18 protein-coding genes are annotated in these 18,159 nt (G+C 68.9%); 8 read left to right on the top strand and 10 right to left on the bottom strand.

The genetic code is table 11. The features are described from left to right. The first annotated feature begins 33 nt into the window (after nucleotides 1–33). Together AXZ95_RS01925 and AXZ95_RS01920 are read left to right on the top strand one after the other, a co-directional pair. Nucleotides 34–1,020: an aldo/keto reductase gene (locus AXZ95_RS01925; RefSeq protein ID WP_018189305.1), complete on the top strand. Its 987-nt coding sequence runs from the start codon at nucleotides 34–36 to the stop codon at nucleotides 1,018–1,020. Between the two features lie 164 nt (nucleotides 1,021–1,184). Next, complete coding sequence (locus AXZ95_RS01920; protein ID WP_018189304.1) at nucleotides 1,185–3,776, top strand: right-handed parallel beta-helix repeat-containing protein; 2,592 nt, start codon at nucleotides 1,185–1,187, stop codon at nucleotides 3,774–3,776. Between the two features lie 78 nt (nucleotides 3,777–3,854). On the opposite strand, the gene AXZ95_RS01915 is transcribed toward AXZ95_RS01920, so the two are convergent. The 6 genes from AXZ95_RS01915 to AXZ95_RS01890 all read right to left on the bottom strand — a co-directional run bounded on the left by AXZ95_RS01915 (nucleotide 3,855) and on the right by AXZ95_RS01890 (nucleotide 9,875). Next, complete coding sequence (locus AXZ95_RS01915) at nucleotides 3,855–4,484, bottom strand: putative glycolipid-binding domain-containing protein (RefSeq protein WP_231371133.1); 630 nt, start codon at nucleotides 4,482–4,484, stop codon at nucleotides 3,855–3,857. Between the two features lie 114 nt (nucleotides 4,485–4,598). Continuing rightward, nucleotides 4,599–5,816, bottom strand: coding sequence for an ROK family transcriptional regulator (locus tag AXZ95_RS01910; RefSeq protein WP_018189302.1), 1,218 nt, complete (start codon nucleotides 5,814–5,816; stop codon nucleotides 4,599–4,601). Beyond that, a complete protein-coding gene (locus tag AXZ95_RS01905) occupies nucleotides 5,813–6,619 on the bottom strand; it encodes a substrate-binding domain-containing protein (protein WP_018189301.1) in 807 nt (268 codons plus the stop codon). The genes AXZ95_RS01910 and AXZ95_RS01905 overlap by 4 nt, the downstream gene beginning before the upstream one ends. An 84-nt stretch (nucleotides 6,620–6,703) precedes the next feature. Next, the gene (locus AXZ95_RS01900) at nucleotides 6,704–7,492 is read right to left on the bottom strand and encodes a carbohydrate ABC transporter permease (protein ID WP_018189300.1); all 789 of its coding nucleotides are present in this window, start codon (nucleotides 7,490–7,492) and stop codon (nucleotides 6,704–6,706) included. Next, a complete protein-coding gene (locus AXZ95_RS01895) occupies nucleotides 7,485–8,465 on the bottom strand; it encodes a sugar ABC transporter permease (RefSeq protein ID WP_018189299.1) in 981 nt (326 codons plus the stop codon). The genes AXZ95_RS01900 and AXZ95_RS01895 overlap by 8 nt, the downstream gene beginning before the upstream one ends. Nucleotides 8,466–8,498: 33 nt before the next feature. Beyond that, entirely contained in the window at nucleotides 8,499–9,875 is a 1,377-nt protein-coding gene (locus AXZ95_RS01890) for an ABC transporter substrate-binding protein (protein WP_018189298.1), read from the bottom strand. Between the two features lie 217 nt (nucleotides 9,876–10,092). Here AXZ95_RS01890 and AXZ95_RS01885 point away from each other — a divergent pair, with 217 nt between their 5' ends. From AXZ95_RS01885 to AXZ95_RS01870, 4 genes are read left to right on the top strand one after another with little or no spacing between them, the layout of a single operon-like run. Next, nucleotides 10,093–10,860 (top strand): VOC family protein, encoded by a 768-nt coding sequence (locus AXZ95_RS01885; RefSeq protein WP_018189297.1) that lies wholly within the window; start codon nucleotides 10,093–10,095, stop codon nucleotides 10,858–10,860. Beyond that, the gene (locus tag AXZ95_RS01880) at nucleotides 10,857–11,807 is read left to right on the top strand and encodes an aldo/keto reductase (protein ID WP_018189296.1); all 951 of its coding nucleotides are present in this window, start codon (nucleotides 10,857–10,859) and stop codon (nucleotides 11,805–11,807) included. Before AXZ95_RS01885 ends, AXZ95_RS01880 begins: the two co-directional genes overlap by 4 nt. A gap of 39 nt (nucleotides 11,808–11,846) precedes the next feature. Further along, the gene (locus AXZ95_RS01875) at nucleotides 11,847–12,209 is read left to right on the top strand and encodes a tautomerase family protein (protein ID WP_018189295.1); all 363 of its coding nucleotides are present in this window, start codon (nucleotides 11,847–11,849) and stop codon (nucleotides 12,207–12,209) included. Between the two features lie 2 nt (nucleotides 12,210–12,211). Further along, complete coding sequence (locus tag AXZ95_RS01870) at nucleotides 12,212–13,594, top strand: GH1 family beta-glucosidase (RefSeq protein ID WP_051087267.1); 1,383 nt, start codon at nucleotides 12,212–12,214, stop codon at nucleotides 13,592–13,594. 67 nt (nucleotides 13,595–13,661) lie between these two features. Here the strand turns inward: AXZ95_RS01870 and AXZ95_RS01865 are convergent, their stop codons facing one another. Continuing rightward, nucleotides 13,662–13,916, bottom strand: coding sequence for a DUF3072 domain-containing protein (locus AXZ95_RS01865; RefSeq protein WP_018189293.1), 255 nt, complete (start codon nucleotides 13,914–13,916; stop codon nucleotides 13,662–13,664). A 171-nt stretch (nucleotides 13,917–14,087) separates the two neighbouring features. On the opposite strand from AXZ95_RS01865, the gene AXZ95_RS01860 reads away from it, so the two are divergent. Continuing rightward, nucleotides 14,088–15,635 (top strand): hypothetical protein, encoded by a 1,548-nt coding sequence (locus tag AXZ95_RS01860; RefSeq protein ID WP_231374304.1) that lies wholly within the window; start codon nucleotides 14,088–14,090, stop codon nucleotides 15,633–15,635. A gap of 15 nt (nucleotides 15,636–15,650) precedes the next feature. Here the strand turns inward: AXZ95_RS01860 and AXZ95_RS01855 are convergent, their stop codons facing one another. From AXZ95_RS01855 to AXZ95_RS01845, 3 genes are read right to left on the bottom strand one after another with little or no spacing between them, the layout of a single operon-like run. Beyond that, nucleotides 15,651–16,181 carry a hypothetical protein gene (locus AXZ95_RS01855; RefSeq protein ID WP_018189291.1) on the bottom strand — a complete coding sequence of 177 codons (531 nt, stop codon included), beginning with the start codon at nucleotides 16,179–16,181 and terminating at the stop codon, nucleotides 15,651–15,653. A 31-nt stretch (nucleotides 16,182–16,212) separates the two neighbouring features. Then, nucleotides 16,213–16,488: a hypothetical protein gene (locus AXZ95_RS01850; protein ID WP_018189290.1), complete on the bottom strand. Its 276-nt coding sequence runs from the start codon at nucleotides 16,486–16,488 to the stop codon at nucleotides 16,213–16,215. Nucleotides 16,489–16,527: 39 nt separating this feature from the next. Next, complete coding sequence (locus AXZ95_RS01845) at nucleotides 16,528–17,526, bottom strand: EamA family transporter (RefSeq protein WP_018189289.1); 999 nt, start codon at nucleotides 17,524–17,526, stop codon at nucleotides 16,528–16,530. Between the two features lie 69 nt (nucleotides 17,527–17,595). On the opposite strand from AXZ95_RS01845, the gene AXZ95_RS01840 reads away from it, so the two are divergent. Then, nucleotides 17,596–18,150 (top strand): CGNR zinc finger domain-containing protein, encoded by a 555-nt coding sequence (locus tag AXZ95_RS01840; protein ID WP_026307007.1) that lies wholly within the window; start codon nucleotides 17,596–17,598, stop codon nucleotides 18,148–18,150. Nucleotides 18,151–18,159: the final 9 nt, after the last annotated feature.

Genomic DNA, 18,159 nt, shown 5'->3' with positions numbered 1-18,159 from the left:
GCGATTCTGCTCCTCCGACGAAGAAGGCCTGCGATGACACCGACACTGCCCACCCGCACCCTCCGCACCGGGACCGACCTGACGGAACTCGGCTTCGGCGCCGCCCAGCTCGGCAACCTCTTCCGCGAGACCACCGACGAGGAGGCCCAGCGGGCGGTGAACGCCGCCTGGGAGGAGGGCCTCCGGTACTTCGACACCGCGCCGCACTACGGGCTGGGCCTCTCCGAGCGCCGCCTCGGTCGCGCCCTCGGCGAGACGCCGCGCGACCGCTTCGCGCTCTCCTCCAAGGTCGGCCGACTGCTCGTCGACAGTCCGGAGAGCGCCGACCGCCTCGACGACGACGGCTTCGTCGTTCCGGCGAGCACGCGCAGGGTCTGGGACTTCAGCCGCGACGGCATCCTCCGCTCGGTGGAGCAGTCGCTCGCCCGACTCGGCACCGATCGGCTCGACATCGCCTACCTGCACGACCCGGACGACGACTGGGAGGCCGCATCCACCACCGGCGTCGACGCGCTGGTGGAGCTGCGCGAGCAGGGCGTGGTGGGAGCCATCGGCGCCGGCATGAACCAGTCCGCGATGCTCGCGGAGTTCGTCCGCCGCACCGACGTCGATGTCGTCATGGTGGCCGGCCGCTTCACCCTGCTCGACCCGTCGGCGCTGGACGACCTCCTGCCGGTCGCGGCGGAACGCGGCGTCGGCGTCGTCGCTGCCGCCGTCTACAACTCGGGGCTGCTGAGCTCCGAGACGATCGACCCGGCCGCGCACTTCGACTACGGATCGGCGCCGGCCGAGGTGATCGACCGCGCACGGAGGATCGCGGAGATCTGCCGCGATCACGGCGTCAGCCTTCCCGCAGCCGCCATCCAGTACCCGTTGCGGCATCCCGCCGTCGTGTCCGTCGTCACGGGGATGCGCACGGAAGACCATGTGCGCAGCACCGTCGATCGCTACCGGGCGGACATCCCGGAGGCCCTCTGGGAGGAGCTGGATGCGGCGGGCCTGGCCCCCGACCCGGCGTGATCGCGACGGATCACGCAAACATCATACGTCTCTTGCAGTAAACATCATACGTATGCTAACCCTGTTCTGGGGGCACCGACGCCCTCCATGACAGGAAGCGATCGAACATGACATTGACGTCAGACTCGCGACGATCGATGGCCAGGAGACGAGGGCGACCCGCAGTGCTTGCGGTCCTCGGAGCCGCAGCCGTCATCGCCTCCGCGCTGATCCCGCTCAAGGCGCAGGCCGCGCCCGCGACCATCTTCTACGCTGCGCCCGACGGCAAGAACGCCGGGCACTGCTCCCAGTCGCAGCCGTGCTCCCTCGAGCGCGCCCAGCACGTGCTGCGGCCATCGGTCAAACACGGTGACGTCACCGTGCAGCTGGCCGACGGCACGTACCGCATCGACAAGCCGCTCACCTTCGACGCCGACGACGGCGGCGGCACGAACACGGTCCACTGGGCTGCCGCACCCGGTGCGCACCCGGTCATCAGCGGGGCGTCCGACGTCTCCGGCTGGACGAAGTCGGACGCCGGCGCCGGGATCTGGGTCGCCGACACCCCGGCGGGGCTCGACACCCGCCAGCTCTACGTCGACGGCGTGATCGCTCCGCGCGCATCCATCCGCCTGGCCAACGCCGACGTGACACCCACCGCCACCGGGCTGACGATCAAGAACCCGGCGCTCGCGTACCTCGCCGGGCTCCCCGACCAGGGCCGCATCGAGTTCGAGTCGCTCGGCGACTTCACCAACCGATACTCGCCGGTGCAGAGCATCAGCCCGACGCAGATCACGATGGCGCAGCCTGCCTGGGACAACAACACCTGGGGCTGGGACACCGTCCAGAACTCCTTCCTGGCCGGGCCGAGCTGGTACCTCGACAACTCGCTCGCCTTCCTGACGCAGACCAACCAGTGGTACATCGACCCGCACGGCGGAAAGCTGTACTACAAGCCCGCCGAAGGCGTCGACCCGAACAAGCTCGACATCGAGCTGCCGCGGCTGCAGTCGCTGATCAGCATCGGCGGCACCTACGACAAGCCGGTGAGCGGTCTCTCGTTCGAGGGCATCCAGTTCTCGGGCACGTCGTGGCTCGGCCCGTCGACCGACGGGTACGCCGACCAGCAGAACGGGCTCTTCATCAAGGGCTCCTACGACTATCGGCCCGCCGACGCGTTCACCAGCTGCTCCCGCGGCTGCGAGATGTTCGAGCGCGCCCGCACGAGCTGGTACCAGGAGCCCGCGGCGGTGCAGGTGTCGGCGGCGAGCCGCGTCTCGTTCACCGGCAACACGTTCACGAACCTCGGGTCGTCGGCCCTCGGCATCGGCAACGACACCAACGCCATGGCGAACGGGATCGGATACGGCGCAAGCAGCATCGACGTGGTCGGCAACCGGTTCATGGAGGACAGCGGACACGGCATCGCGGTCGGAGGCGTCCTCCCCGACGCGCACCACCCGAGCGATCCCCGCATGGTCAACCAGGACATCCGCATCCAGGACAACACGATCGACCGGGTGTCGGTGGACTACAAGGACAACAGCGGGATCCTGAGCACCTACGTGACGCGGGCGCAGATCCTGCACAACGAGGTCTCCAACGTTCCGTACGACGGGATCGACACCGGCTACGGCTGGGGCATCAACGACGCCGGCGGATCGAACGACTACGTCGACCGTGGTTACTACAAGTGGAACACGCTGTACACGACGCCGACGACCCTGAAGGACAACCGGGTCGAGGGCAACCTCGTGCACAACACGAAGGCGCGTTTCGCCGACGGCGGCTCGGTCTACAACCTGTCCGCCAGCCCCGGATCGGTCGTCGACAAGAACTACCTGTTCAACATCTCGGGCGTCGGCCTCTACCTCGATGAGGGATCGCGGTACATGACGTACGAGAACAACGTGGTCCAGGGCGGCTCCTTCGTCTTCACGAACGCCTACAGCCTGAGGAACAACACCAGCGACAACACCATCCAGAACAACTGGTACAACTCCGGAGGAATCTCGGCCCCGAACGCCGCGGCCCACAACAACACGCTGGTCAACAACGTCAAGGTCTCCGGTGCCAACTGGCCCGCCGGCGCCCGTGACGTGATCTGCGCGGCCGGTGTGGCGCCGCAGTACCGGACGTCGCTCAACGCCAACCGGTTCGGGTTCACCGGCTGCCCGGTGGATGCGCCCGTCACGGGCCTGTCGACGGCCGGCTCCTCCGCGGTCAGCTCCTACTTCGGACAGGCCGGTGACGCCTACGGGATCGCCGCGGCCGGAGCGGACGTGTGGGGCGCGGGCGGTCAGCACTCCGACCAGTTCGGGGCGATCTACAAGGCCGGGTCGTTCACCGCGAACTCCGCGGTGTCGGCGCGGGTTGTATCGGTGAACGACGCGAACGCCTCGGCGAAGTCGGGCGTGATGGTCCGCAACGACATCACGAAGGCCGGTTCGTCGGCCGGCTACGCGGTCGTCGCGGTGACGGCACGCAACGGCGTGGTGTTCGAGTGGGATGCCAACGGCGACGGCTACCTCGACACGGAGGCGAAGGCGTCGGTCGACGTCTTCCGGCCGATCTGGGTGCAGCTCGCCCGCACCGGCACGTCCTACACGGCGTCGTACTCGTACGACGGCGTCAACTACGTGCCGATCGGCTCACCGGTCACCCTCGCCTCTGCGGCGGCGACGCAGGACGCCGGGATCTTCTCGACGTCGCACGACGTGACGCAGTCGGCGATCAACCAGTTCGACGGACTGTCGATCACGGCGACACCGTAGCGCGGCAGGCCCGAGGTCTCGGCGCCGTCAGCGGTCACGACTGCTGGCGGCGCCGATTCGGTGTGCGGTCGTGGGTGCTCAGAGGATGCGCCGGGCCAGCCGCGGGTAGTCGATCACGATGCCGTCCTCATCCACGGTGAGATCGGCCATGAACGTGTCGCCCACACTGCGGTACCGCACCACGCTGTGACCGGAAGCCGGGTCGTACGGTTTCGCGGCGCTGTACGCCTGCCGGCTCGGGATGACCGCGAGCGACGGCAGGTCGACCCACGCCATCGTGAGCTCGGTCTCCGCCAGCCCCTCTCGGGCACGCAGGCGCAGGATCGGCATCGTGTTGGTGACCGGGCAGAGCGCGAGGTCGCAGTCGAGTGCGTCCTCCAGGGCTTCCGGGTGTGCCGCGCCCGGATCGGGCATCGGTTCGCCGTGGTAGCGCACGTCGCCGTGGGCGTACGTCTCGGTCGCCCAGGTGCCGTGGGTGCTGCGCGTCAGCACGAGCCAGCGCGTGAACCCGCGGCCGGCGACCGACACCGAGAGCCGCGAGGTCACCCAGTCCGGCCCGGTCTCCAGCGCCCAGCTGGTGACGTAGTCGGTGGTCCGCGAGGTGCCGAGGGCGTCGAGCCTGTCCGGTGCGAGGGTCAGCACCGCGGCCTCCAGTCGTTGCGGGTCCTCGTCGCCCACCCACTCCACGTGCCGTACAGCTCCACGCATGCTGCTCGCCTCCGCCCAAGACCGCCGTGGCCGAACCATATCCCAGCGCGCGGTCGGTGTGGAGAGGTGTGCCGCGACGCGTTCGGCCGGCCCGTCGGTCCGAGGACCTCGTGGTCAGCGACCCGGCGCCGCATGCGGGGTGAGCGCGTGCTGGAGCGCGAGCGTCGCCGCTCCGCCGGCCGCCGCATCCAATCCGGGGTCGGCGAGCTCGATGACGACCGGGTGGATGGCGCGGGTGCGGGCGAACTGCGAGACGTACGCACGGATCTCGCGGACGTAGATGGCTCCGGCGTCCGCGAATCCGGGTCCGGCCAGCACGACACGGTCGAGGTCGAGCACGTTCACGATCGACAGCACCGCGGCGGCCACATACCGCGCCGAGCGCTTGATCAACTCGCAGCAGCGCGGCTCGCCTTGGGCGGCCGCCCGTGCGATCGCCTCGAAGTCCGCGCGGAAGCGTTGCGGGTCGCGGGTGAGGCCCAGTTGCAGGACGAGGTCGTCGTCGTCCAGTGCCTGCGCCACCACCGCGCGGGGCGCCGCCAGCATCTCCAGGCACCCGCGCGCGCCGCACCAGCACTGCGGACCGTCGATGTCGATGACCATGTGGCCGATCTCACCGACGTTCGAGGAGGCGCCGCGGGCCACGCTGCCGCCGACCATCAGCCCCAGACCGAAGCCGTTCGAGAGGTACAGCGTCGCGAAGTCCTGCGTCGCGGGCACCCGGCCGGCCCAGTACTGGCCGAGGGCGGCGCACGCGGCGTCGTTGTCGCGCACCACCGGCAGTCCGATGCGCGGTTCGAGCGCCTTGTTCAGCGCGAAGGACTCCCACTCGGTGGAGGTGATCGACAGGCGCTCCGCTCCGGCGCCCAGGTCGAGGCCGGCGCCGGCGACCCCGACGCCCACGACGGACTCCAGCGCGATGTCGAGCTGGACCAGCAATTGGCCGAGCTCGCGGGCGATGCGCACCACATCCTCGCTCGGTCCCGCCTCCTCGATCCCGGGGGAGACCAGCCGGCCGATGACCGTGCCCGCGAGATCGGTCACGACGTAGGTCAGGCGCCCGGCGTCGAGCGAGAGCCCGACGGCGAACCGCCCGGTCGAGTTGAGCTCCAAAAGGCTGCTGCGCTTGCCGCCGGTCGACTCACTGAAGCCGGTCTCGATGACCAGGCCGTCCTCGATCAGCGACTTGACGATTCGTGTGATGGAGGTGGCGGTCAGCCCCGATCGCTCCGCAAGCTCGGTGCGTGTGACGGTGCCGCCGGATCGGACCATGTCGAGCACGGCGCTCCGGGTGTTCGCGGACGACGGTCCCAGCCGTCGGGCCGCACTCACGACGTCTCCCGCACGACGACGACCGGTTCGGGCGCCGCCACCGGTCCGACATCGCCGTCGTGGATGGCGGCGAGCGCCGCCGTGCCCAGCAGCGCGCCGATCTCCCGGCCGTGACGGTCGATCGCGGTGATCGGACGGCTCGCGCTCTGGCACACCAGAGAGTCGCTCCAGCAGATCAGGGATACCGCGTCAGGGACCGCGACGCCGTGCTCCTCCAGGGCGTCGAGCGCCGCGACGGCGTCGTGGTCGCTGTCGAACACCAGGACGGTCGGCGCCTCCGGCGAGCTCTCGGCAGCGATGCGCACCGCATCCGCGACGACATCCGCCGTCTGGACGACCTCGATGCGCCGGCCGCCGTCACCCGCAGCGCTGCCTGCATCGCTCACCAGCGGATCCGGCTCCGACTGCGCCGTCACGTACACCCAGCGTCGGGCGGGGTGCCCGTCGAGGTAGGCGGCGAGCGCGCGCGAGGCGGCCGCCGCATCCACCGTCACCGCCGGGTAGTCGGTATCGTCCGCGGCTGGGGCGAGCGCGACGAAGGGCATGTCGATCTGACGGAGAAGCCGGATGCGGGCATCCTCTTCCCGCGCCCCGAGCACGATGACACCGGCGATTCCCCCGACGCGGGCCCACAGCCGGTAGGTGCGCAGCTCCGACTCCTCGTCGTCGACCGACCGGGTGATGAACCGCATGCCGGCCGCGAGCAGGGGGCCGGCGATCGCGCGCACGATCGCGGAGGCGACCGGGTCGCGGTCGCGGCCGTGCCGGATCACCAGGCCGATCGATGCCGCCTGATCCGTCATCTGCTCACCGCCTTCCCCTCGCTCCGCACGAGACCCCAGATAGGAAGTCTGCCGGATGCGGCCCTCCCGCCACGACTTCCTCCGTCACTTGATCGCGCCCGCCGCCATGCCGCGCTCGAACTGCCGCTGCAGTGCGATGTAGGCGATGATCGTCGGGATCGCGGTGATCACCGATGCGGCGAGGATCTTCGGCGTGTCGTCGTTGTACTGCCGTCGGAAGAACTCGGGCAGCTGCGTGACCACGCCCATCCCGTCGTCGATCAGGAACACCTTGGGCAGCAGGTACGAGTTCCACGCGTAGATGAGCACCAGCACCATGAGCGCCACGGCCATCGGGCGAGACAGCGGGACCAGGATCGACCAGAACACGCGCCAGGTGCTCGCGCCGTCGATGCGGGCGGCCTCGAACATCGCGTCGGGGATGCCGTCGACGTAGCCACGGGCGATCAGCACGGTGAACGGGATCTGGAGCGCCGCGATAGGCAGGATCACCGACCAGTACGTCCCGAGCAGCCCGAGCTTTACCGCGGTCGTATAAAGAGGAGCGATCAACACCACCTCAGGCAGCGTCAGCGCGGCCATCATGAGCCAGAAGTACAGCTCCTTGCCGCGCACGCGCAGCTTCGAGAAGCCGAACGCCGCCGCGAGCGTCGCCACGTAGACGATGACGATCGAGGCGACCGCGATGATGATCGTGTTGAGGAAGAACTTCGGGAAGCCGGGGACCTGAACCACCGCGAGGTAGTTGCCCCACCCCTGCCCCTCGAAGCTGGTCTGGAGCATCGCGATCAGCGGGATCACGAACGGCACGACGGCGACCGTGAGGACCAGCTGCAGGGTGATGCGCGCGCGGAGCGAGCGGGTCTCAAACATCGGCGGCCTCCTTGCGGCGCGGTTTCGTACGGGTCAGACGCTCGCGTCCACGCAGCTGCATGAAGACGGAGACGGCGATCGCGATGATCAGCACCAGGATGGACAGCGCCGACGCGTAACCGAGGTTGCGGTCGCTGCTCGCCGTCTCGGCGTAGATCATGGTTCCGAGGAACTCGGACGAGTGCGCCGGGCCGCCCTGAGTGATCAGCCACGGGCTGTCGAACAGCTTCAGCGCCGTGATGAAGTTCAGGATGGCGAGCGAGACGATGATCGGGCGAAGCGTCGGAAGGACGATCGAGAACAGCACGCGGAAGTTGCCCGCGCCGTCCAGCCTCCCGGCCTCGATGAGCTCGGGGTCGATCTGCGCCATGCCGGCGTAGATGAGGATGAAGCCGTAGCCGATCGCACCCCAGCATCCGACCAGGGTGACGACGAGCAGCGAGGTCGTCGACTGGCCGATCCACGGCTGCTGCAGAGCCGACAGGCCGAAGAAGCCCAGGATGCTGTTAACCGTGCCGTCGCTCTGCCAGACCTCGACATGCGCCGGGGCGAGCGTGGCCGGTGCCACGACGACGGGGATGACGACGAGCACCTTGTAGAGGTTCGCGAAGCGGATCTTGGAGTGCATGGCCGCCGCGAACAGCGTCCCGCCGGCCACCTGCACGATGAACACCACGACGAAATAGATGATCGTGTTGCGCAGCGAGGTCCAGAGCACCGGGTCCGCCAGCGCCGAGATGTAGTTGCCGAAGCCGACCGGCGTCATCAGCGCCCGGCCGCCGGGCCAGGAGAAGAACGACAGGTAGCCCGAGTAGATGATGCTGTAGTAGATCAGCCCGACGGAGATGGCGAACGCCGGAAGGATCCAGCGGAGGCCCCCGGGCAGGAGGCGGGCGCGCCGCTTGGGGCGCCCGCCTCCCTTCACCACGGGTGTCTGTCGGTCGGATCCGATCTCAAGATCCGTGACGGTCATGACGTAGATCGATCCGTTCTCGTTCGATGGCGATTACTTGGTGCCGACCTTGCTCGCCTCGGAGGAGGCCTGCTGGTCGTCCGCGATGCTCTTGATCGACTTGTTCACCGAGGGGTCGAGCACCTGCTGGATGGCGACCACGATCGCGTCGAGCGACTTCTGGGTGGTCTGCCACTGGCGGGACTCCGTGGTCTCGCCGCTCTCCTTGATGAGGGTCTCGATCGCCGGACGCTGCACAGCCTCGTCCACGAGCGTGATGTTCGACCAGTCGGGCGTGGTCCCCTTCAGGGCCGGAAGCAGGTCGAGCGCGTTGGCGACGTTCTGCTGGCCGGTCTTGTTCATGGTCATCCACGAGACGAACGTCTTGGCCGCACCGATGTTCTTCGACTCGGAGTTGATCGCCAGGCCGTAGTCGGCCTCACCGAAGTAGGTGCTCTTGTGGCCCTCACCGGCGACATCCGGGAACTGCGCGGGCAGCTGGACGAAGCAGGTCGGGTTGCTCACACCGGCGGCCTCCATCGAGGCCTTGCACGACTCGGCGCCCGCGTACTGCGTGTACCAGAAGCCCATCTGGACCATGGCGGCGTCGCCCTTCATGAACTCGTTGTTCGCGAGCGGATACTGCGGGCCGTCCAGCGCGTTCGGCGGGATGATGCCGTCGTCCTTCATCTTCTTGATGATCTCGAGCACCTTCTGGCCCTGCTCGTCGTTCCACTTCGCCTTGCCGGTGGCGGCCTTGATGAAGAAGTCCGGGTCGACGGTGTTGGCGATCGAGTGGTACATCTCGGTCGGGAAGGTGTCGGTGCCGCCGGCACCCATGGTGAAGCAGGTCTTGCCGATGGCCGTCACCTTCTTGCAGGTGTCCACCCAGGAGTTGTAGTCCGTCGGAACCTTCGCGCCGGCCTTGTCGAGGATGTCCTTGTTGTACCAGAGGAATCCGGCCGACATCCCGCCCAGCGGGAGCGAGACGAAACGGCCGTCCGAGCCGGTCAGCTGCTTCACGTAGGAGCCGCCGATCTGGTCCTTCCAGTCGTCGCCGAGGGTGTCCTTTGCGAGCGACGTCAGGTCGAGCGCGTAGGGGCCCCACAGGTCCGGCGAGCCGCCCGCGGGAGACAGGTCGAAGACGTCCGGACCCTTGCCCGAGTCGAGCGCGGGCGTGATCGTGTTGCGGTAGTCGACGTTCTCGAAGTTCTTGTAGGTGACCGTGATGTCCGGGTACTCCTTGTTGAACTCTGCGATGTACTTCTCGGCCACCGGAGTGTCGGGGGTCCAGCCCCACCAGGTGACGCTTCCGGATTTGGCCGGCTTGACATCCGAGGCCTGATCGCCGGACGAGCCGGTGCAGCCTGTGATCGCCAGTGCGGCGGCCGCAGCCACCGCTGCCGCGGAAATGAACCGCGTACGCATCATTGTGATTCCTCCACCTCTTTGTGCTGATCTCGTGCATGGCGGCGCACGTTCGGGGCGAGCCTACACACGCATCCGAACGACGCGCAATAGTTAAAACCTTTTTGTCAAAAACCTCGCCTTGCCATGTATTGTGTCGTCTAATGCCGCTTTCTCTGGCCGAATGCACTTAGTTGCGTACGTTGAGATAGTGAGCTTTCAGCGTAGAAAGGACTCTCCCTTGGCCATCGAATCCGTACTCTTGAACGTCACCGACATCCCGCGGTCGGTCGAGTTCTACCGCCGCCACCTCGGCGCCGAGGTCATCGGGGCGGGTGACGACAGCGCGGTACTCGACCTGGTCACCGCGCAGCTCGTGCTCAACCACATCGACACCCCCGCCGAGTCGACCTGGGTGGGCGACGACCTCCAGCGCGGCTTCCGTCATGTCGGCTTCAAGGTCTCCGACCTCGACGCCCGCGTGGACGCCCTGCACGACGCCGGCGTGCCGTTCCACCTCGAGCCGATCCACGCCGAGGGGGATGTGCGCATCACGTTCTTCTACGACCCGGACGGCACGCTGCTCGAACTGGTCGAGGGCCCGCTCCAGTATCACGAGGTCTACGACCGCAGCGCGGTCGAGCGGGACTGGGGCCTCGGCGACCCCGACCGCCCCCGCTTCGACCACGTCGCCGAGACCGTCGCCGACCTGGAGGCGACCAAGGAGCACTACGGCGAGCTCGGGTACTCGCTGATGTCGGGCATCCACCAGCCGAGCGACGACCGCGGCTTCGAGATCAACTTCCTGCGCCACGGCGACAGCTCGCTCGAGATCTTCACCTACGACAAGGCCGAGAAGGCGGAGCGCAGCCCGCAGCTCGACGCGCCCGGCTTCGTCGCGGTCGCCTTCGAGGGCCGAACCGCTCCGGGCACGGTTGTCGGCACCACCGGCGACCGCGAGGTCTACAGCGGCCCCGACGGCCTGCTGTACACGGTCGCGAACGCATGACCGCATCCACCTCGCTGCGTCCGCTCGGCGCGACGGGACTCTCCGTCAGCGCGGTGACCCTCGGCGGCGCCCCACTCGGCAGCATGCCCGAGAACTTCGGCCACGAGGTCGCCGAGGCGGACGCAATCGCGCTGGTGCAGGACGTACTGCGCAGCGGCATCCGGACCATCGACACGTCGAACGGGTACTCCGACGGCCGCAGCGAGGAGCGCATCGGCAAGGCGATCGCGGAGTTCGGCGGCCTACCGGACGACGTCGTGGTGATCACCAAGACCGACCAGCGCGACGGCGACTACAGCGGTGAGCGCGTACGACGGTCGATCGCCGAGAGCACCGGGCGGCTCGGGATCCGTCCCCTGCCGCTCGTGCACCTGCACGACCCGGAGTTTCACGACTTCGACGCCATGACCGCTCCGGGAGGGGCGGTGGATGCGCTCGTGCGGGCGAAGAAGCGCGGCGACGTCGGCCACATCGGGCTCGCCGGCGGTGACGTCCGGGTGATGCGCCGCTACCTCGACCTCGGCGTCTTCGAGGTGCTGCTCGTGCACAACCGCTGGACGCTCGTCGACCGGAGCGCCGGACCCCTGCTCGACCGCGCGGCCGAGCTCGGGATCGGTGTCGTGAATGCGGCCGTTCTGGGTGGCGGCATCCTCGCCGACGAGACCGGCCGCAAGACCGACTACGGATACCGGCCGGCCTCGACGGAGACGCTCGACGCCATCGCGCGCATGCGGGAGGCCTGCCGCCGGTGGGACACCACCCTCGCGGCCGCCGCCCTCCGCTTCTCGACCCGCGACGACCGCTTCGCGAGCACGATCGTCGGGATCAGCAGGCCGGAGCGCATCCAGCAGACCCTCGACGCCGCCGCGCTCGACCGGCCGCAGGAGTTCTGGGACGAGCTGGAGTCGCTCCTGCCCTCCCCCGCGAACTGGCTCGACGCCGACTGACCGACACCGACCCACCACCGAACACACGAAAGAGACACCATGCCACTCGTCCGAATCGACATGCACAGCCCGCTGGCCGACCTCCGACCGCAGATGAGCGCGGCCATCAACTCCGCGCTCGCGGACGGATGGGGCATGCCGGCCGACGACCTGTTCCAGATCTTCACGCTGCACGAGCAGGGCGACCTGTTCTACAGCCGCACCTTCCCGGACGCGGATCGCTCGGACATCGTCTTCATCAGCATCCTGGCCTACAACGGGTACTCTCCCGAAGTGAAGCAGCGCGGTGCGGAGCTGGTCGTCGAGCGGCTCGCAGCGCTCGGGATCAAGCGCGACGACATCCTCATCTCCCTCTACGAGAACGGCGACGGCGACTGGCTCGCCCCGTCCAAGGAGCAGTGACCATGCAGAGAAGCGACCTTCCCGACGGCTTCGTCGTCGGGAGCGCGACCGCCTCGTACCAGATCGAAGGCGCCACCCACGAGGATGGCCGCGGCGAGAGCATTTGGGATGCCTTCGCACGCGTCCCCGGAGCCATCGCCGACGGCAGCACGGGCGACGTGGCCGACGATCACTACCACCGCTGGCCGGAAGACGTCGCGCTGATGTCCGACCTCGGCCTCGACGCCTACCGGTTCTCGGTCGCGTGGCCGCGCATCCAGGCCGACGGCACCGGCCCCGCGAACCGTGCGGGCCTGGACTTCTACCGTCGGCTCGCCGAGTCGCTGCGCGAGCGCGGCATCACCCCGTGGGCGACCCTGTACCACTGGGATCTGCCCCAGGCGCTGGAGGACCGCGGCGGCTGGCTCGATCGCGACACCGCGATGCGGTTCGCCGACTACGCCGCTCTCGTCGCCGAGGAGCTCGGCGACGTCGTGACCGACTGGATCACGCTCAACGAGCCGTGGTGCTCGGCCTTCCTCGGCTACGCGAGCGGGCACCACGCACCCGGGCGAACGCTCGGCTCCCGGTCGGCGCACGCGGCGCACCACCTCCTCCTGGGCCACGGCCACGCGCTGGAGGCGCTGCGTGCGACCGTCCCGTCGGCCAGCATCGGCACCACGCTCAACCTGTACTCGGTGCAGCCCGCGGGCGACTCCGAGGCGGATGCGGACGCGGCGCGCCGGATCGACGGCCTCAGCAACCGGTTCTTCCTCGACCCTGTGCTGAAGGGCGCTTATCCCGTCGATGTGCTCGAGGACCTCGGCGAGACGCGGTGGTTCGCCGAGAACGCGACCGACGACGACCTGAAGCGTATCTCGGCGCCGATCGACTTCCTCGGGATCAACTACTACAGCCGCCACACGGTCGCATCGGGCTCGAAGCCCGCGGCGGGCGCACCCTCTAGTGCCTACCCGGGCAGCGAGCACGTCCGCTTCGTCAAGACCGGGGCTCCGGTCACGCAGATGGGCTGGGAGATCCACCCCGACGGGATGGTGGATGTGCTCCGCCAGGCCAACGCGCTCGCGCCGGGCCTGCCGCTGTACATCACCGAGAACGGTGCTGCGTACCCGGACCAGGTGGACGCGGACGGCCAGATCGACGACCCGCAGCGCGCCGAGTACCTGGAGGCGCACTTCGAGGCGGCTCGGGATGCGGTCGCCGAGGGCCTACCGCTGCAGGGCTACTTCATCTGGTCGCTGATCGACAACTGGGAGTGGGCGTGGGGTTACTCCCGGCGCTTCGGGATCGTGCACGTCGACTACACGACGCAGAAGCGCACGCCCAAGCGCAGCGCGCGCTGGGTCGCGGACTTCCTCCGCGACGCGGTGCCCGCCTCCCGCTGACATCTGGTTGACGCAACACGCCGTCCGCCGTCGGCCGGGGACGGCGTGTTGCGTCAACTCCATTCCGTCAGCCCTGACCGCGCCCCGTCTTCTGCTGAAGCCGGTCGATGTGCTCCGATGCCTGCGCCTTCGTGAGGTCGGCGGGGAGCTCCCCACCGGCCTCGCGGGCGAGGGTGTCGAGGTAGCTGCGCTGGGATGCGGTCATCGGCTCGTCGCCGGTGACCCACTCCGACGGGTCCTTGCTCGCAGGGTTGCTGTCGTCGCCGCGGGCGCCGAGCACATCGTCGCCGGAGCCGTTCGTGGTGCCGCTGGTGTCGCTCATGCGGCAGACAGTACGCCGCCGCACCGACATCGTCAGGGGGCCGGCCGCAGAGCGACATGCATTGAGAGGCTCATAGACCCGACCCGCCGGGCCACGCGTCAGGAGGGGGTATACCGCTTCGTCTTCATCAGTAGCACCGCCGAGCAGAACGCCCGGCTGATGGGAGACGACATGAGAAGAATTCGCAGGCTGACCGCCCAGCTGGCTGTGGCCGCGGTAGCCATCGCGCTGATCCCCGGCACGACGGGCGCCGAACCGGCCTGGGCCGGTCCGGAGACGAGTCGCGTCACAGCCGAACTGAGCAGGATCCTGGACACCGGGACGGTCGACACCAGCGGGAAAGCCCTGGCCGCGCTGAGCGCCCCCGAGCTCCTGGACCTCGGGCGGAAAAAGTTCGCCGCACTGGTCGAGAAAGGCGGGGACTTCTCCGACCTCGCCGGGGCCGGCGCGAAGGACGGCAACGTGTTCACCGCCCTTCCCGCCACACGGGGCGAACTGAACGAGTTCGCCCACACCGCCAAGTTCCGCGACCTCAAGGGTCTCGAAGCTCTCGACGGCGTCGAGGCGCTGCGGTGGATCTTCGACGTCACGGGCGCCTTCGACTCCGACCTCTCGAAGCTCCAGAAGGCCGAGATCTTCGCCGGACAGGTTCCCGTGCTCGCCGAGGCCCTCGGGCTGGCGAACGCCATCACAAGCGGCGACGACATCGACATCGCCCAGAACGTGGTTGCTCTTCTGGCCAACTCGGCCGGCTTCGTGGTGTCCTTCGCAAGCCCGGTCGTCGCCATCGTGATCGTGCTGATCGGCGCCCTGATCGGCGCGTTCATCGCCGCGTTCCGGGACACCTCGCCGATTCAGCTCGACTACATGAAAGGCATCCGCGACAAGCGGTTCCAGGAGTGGCTGCCGGACCACATCGACGAGCTCACCACATCCATGTCCGCGGCCGCAGGAGACATGTTCGCCGCGTGGCAGGCGACCGAGGTGTTCAACCTGGGACTCGTGGATGCCGCGGTCGACCGGGCAGCGCTCGCGGCCGAGGTGGCCGATCCCCGCTCCGGAGCGGAAGTCGTGGCCAAGGCGGCAACGCAGAAGTGGCACGCCCACGCGGCACTCCAGGCCAAGCTCGCAGCGGACCGCGAGGCGTTCATCGCGCAGAGCACGGACGGGTTCGCCGCCGCCATCACGAAGGCGATCGCCGATCCCGAGATGGTCACGAAGATCACGGATCAGGTGTTCCCTCTGTCCTCCGCCACGATCGGGTCCGTGGTCTACGGAACCTCCTCGCAGGACGGCCGTCTGGGCAGCGACAGCAACTGGGCGACCCTGTTCCCCGAGGGGGACGACGCGACCTGGCCCTGGGCGAACGCCGAGGGATCGACCGGCGGCTGGGACATGTTCGCCGCCGATGCCGCCGCCGTTGAATCCAACCGGTTCCCGTTCCTCCCGCGCGAGCAACCGTACTGCTTTGTCAGCGGTCGGGACGGCGCGTTCTACGCCGGTCAGTCCGTCGATTGGCTGAATGAGAACTGCTACGCGACCCTCACCCGGATGGCGGAGCGGTATCGATCGATCGTGGAGGACCTGCGTGGCACGCCTCTTCCCACGGTCGACCAGGACCAGCTGAAGAGGCTGTTCACGCAGCATCTGAACGATCCCGAGATCCAGAAGGATCTCACGGTCATGACGCTGCCGATCGCCAGCATCCCCGGGAGCTGACGATCCCGCCCCGGCTCAGCGGCGCAGCACGCTGGGCCGGGGCAGGCCGAGCTCCTCGAGCAGGTCGCCGAGCATCCGATCGAGTTCGAAGCCTGCTTGGGTGATCTTGTTGTTTCCGAAGCTCGCCAGCCGACTGCTCGGCTGATCGACGCTCAGCACCGTGCCGCCGCCACGCGCAGCGTGCAGTTCGACCCGGATCGGGGTGTACAGCAGTGTGCCGGGATCATGCCGGAACATCCGCGCGGCCGTGGCGTAGTCGCCGATGAGGTACACCGCGCTCGGGATGTCGGCGCCGCCCACGCGCATCACCGCCGTCGGGTGGTCGGTCCAGAACCGCACGAACCGATGGATGCCGGGTCCGGCCGTCTCGCGGGTGAGCCGGCGCCAGTCCGCATCGTCCGCGAGGAGGTCGCGCAGCTGCGCGACGTCGAGCGGGGGCACCTCCGCTTCGAACGCGCGGCGGAGGGTTCCGAAGGCGACGGCGGCCTCCAGCTCGATGCGGGTGACCGGGACGGGGATGATGCGCTCGGTCGCGGGGAGGGCCATCACCCCATTCTCGCCGCTGCCGGGCGGCGGCTCAGCCCCGGCCCGTCACGCCGCGCTTCGGCGGGACCTGCGGCAGGTCGTCCGATGACCCGCCCGCGCGCAGCCGGGCAACGTACGCCCGCTCCCGCTCGAGCGTGTCCGTCTCGGGAACGCCGAACCGCGACGGGTCGGGACGGTCCGCATCCTGCTCGACCGTCAGCAGGCCGTCCGGGTCCCGCGGGTCGCGCACGCCGGTCAGGCGCACGTCGATCGTCGACTTGTCCTCGTCGTGCCCACGTCGGTCCTCATCGCGGCTCGTCGCATCCATGTCCCCACCATCGGCGCGTACGAGAGCCGCGGCAAGGGGTCAGAGCGGTTTGCTCCTCGGGATCGCGGAACCGAGCGGCGCGGACTCCTCAGGCGAGTCTGTGTCGTCGGGTGCGACACCGTCGGCCGGATCGGAGCGATCCGCGCGCACGAGCGCGATCCCGCCGAGGATGAGCAGGCCGCCCAGCAGCTGGAGCAACCCGAGCTGCTCGCCCAGCAGCAGCCACGCGTACAGGGTCGCCGCGACGACCTCCAGCAGACCGGTGAACGACGCGAGTCGAGAACCGAGCAGCTCCGTCGCGGTGATGCTCGCGGCGTAAGCGACGGCCGTGGCGAACACCCCGACAACGGTGAGCGGCACCCACCACGCCACCGACTGGCCGAACAGCGGCACGTCGGCGAAGCTCACCGTGACCGGCAGCACGCCCGTCGCGCCGACGGCGCCGAGGGCGATCGCCCCGATCAGGAGTCCGCCGGAGGCCAGGGCGACGGGCGGGAGTCCGTCGCTCGGTCTCGCGGCGATGACGTAGAAGGCCGCGCATCCGCCCATGGCGAGCACCGCCAGCACGAGCCCGAGCGGGTCGAGCGCGCCGGACCCGCCGGGCGAGACGACCAGCACGAGTCCGCCGATCGCCAGCACAGAGCCGGCCAGGACCACGACGTGCGGAGCGCGACGGGTACGCATCCATACGGCGAGGACAAGCAGGACGGGCGCGAGGTACTCGACGAGGATGCCCGTGCTCACGGGGATGCGCTGGATGGCCGCGAAGTACAACACCTGGGTGCCGGCGACGCCGACGAGCGCCATCCCGAGCAGTCGCCAGCGGCCTCGCCAGACGGCAGCCCAACGGCCGCGCACCGCGATCAGCGCGAACGGCAGCAGCACGACCCCGCCGATCAGAGCGCGCGCGGTCACGGCGGCGACGGGCGACCACCCGCTCTCGAGCAGCGGTTTGATGAAGGCGCCCGACAGCCCGAACGTCGCCGCAGAGAGCACGGCGATGAGCAGGCCGAGAGAAGTCGGATGCCGATGCGTCATGGGGTCACCTGTCAGGGTCGTCAGCGATGATGGTCCTGACGGTACGCTCGTCATGAGTAAGGAGTCAACTTGCATTTTGCCCCTGACACAGAGGATGCTCTGGAGTTCGCCGCCCTGCTCGGCAACACGGTGCCCGACGCCTCGCGCAGCGGCGAGGACGAGCTCGCGACCCCGGAGCAGTTGGTCGCGCTGCTCACCGAGAACCGCTACTCGGGCCGGGTCGACGGCGACGAAGCCGAACTGCAGGCCGTCCACGAGACGCGCGACCGCATCCGCCGCACCTGGACGCTCAACCGCGACGAGGCGGCCGTCGAGGTCAACGCCATGCTGGCAGAGGCGCACGCCCTGCCGTACCTGATGCGCCACGACGGGTTCGACTGGCACCTGCACGCCACGGCCCAGGATGCGCCGCTCGCCGAGCGCATCCGCGTCGAGATCGCGCTGGCCCTGGTGGATGTGATCCGCTCGGACGAGACGGGCCGCCTGCGCGTGTGCGCGGCCGACGACTGCACCGGCCTCCTGCTCGACCTCTCCCGCAACGGTTCCAAGCGCTTCTGCAGCGTGCGCTGCGGCAACCGGATGAACATGGTCGCCTTTCGCGCCCGCAAAGAGCAGGACGCGTAGCCGACCGGC

Origin of the sequence: Leifsonia sp. 115AMFTsu3.1 (assembly GCF_004362795.1) — a bacterium.
Taxonomy (GTDB): domain Bacteria; phylum Actinomycetota; class Actinomycetes; order Actinomycetales; family Microbacteriaceae; genus Leifsonia.
This window is presented reverse-complemented; position numbering and strand designations above follow the sequence as displayed.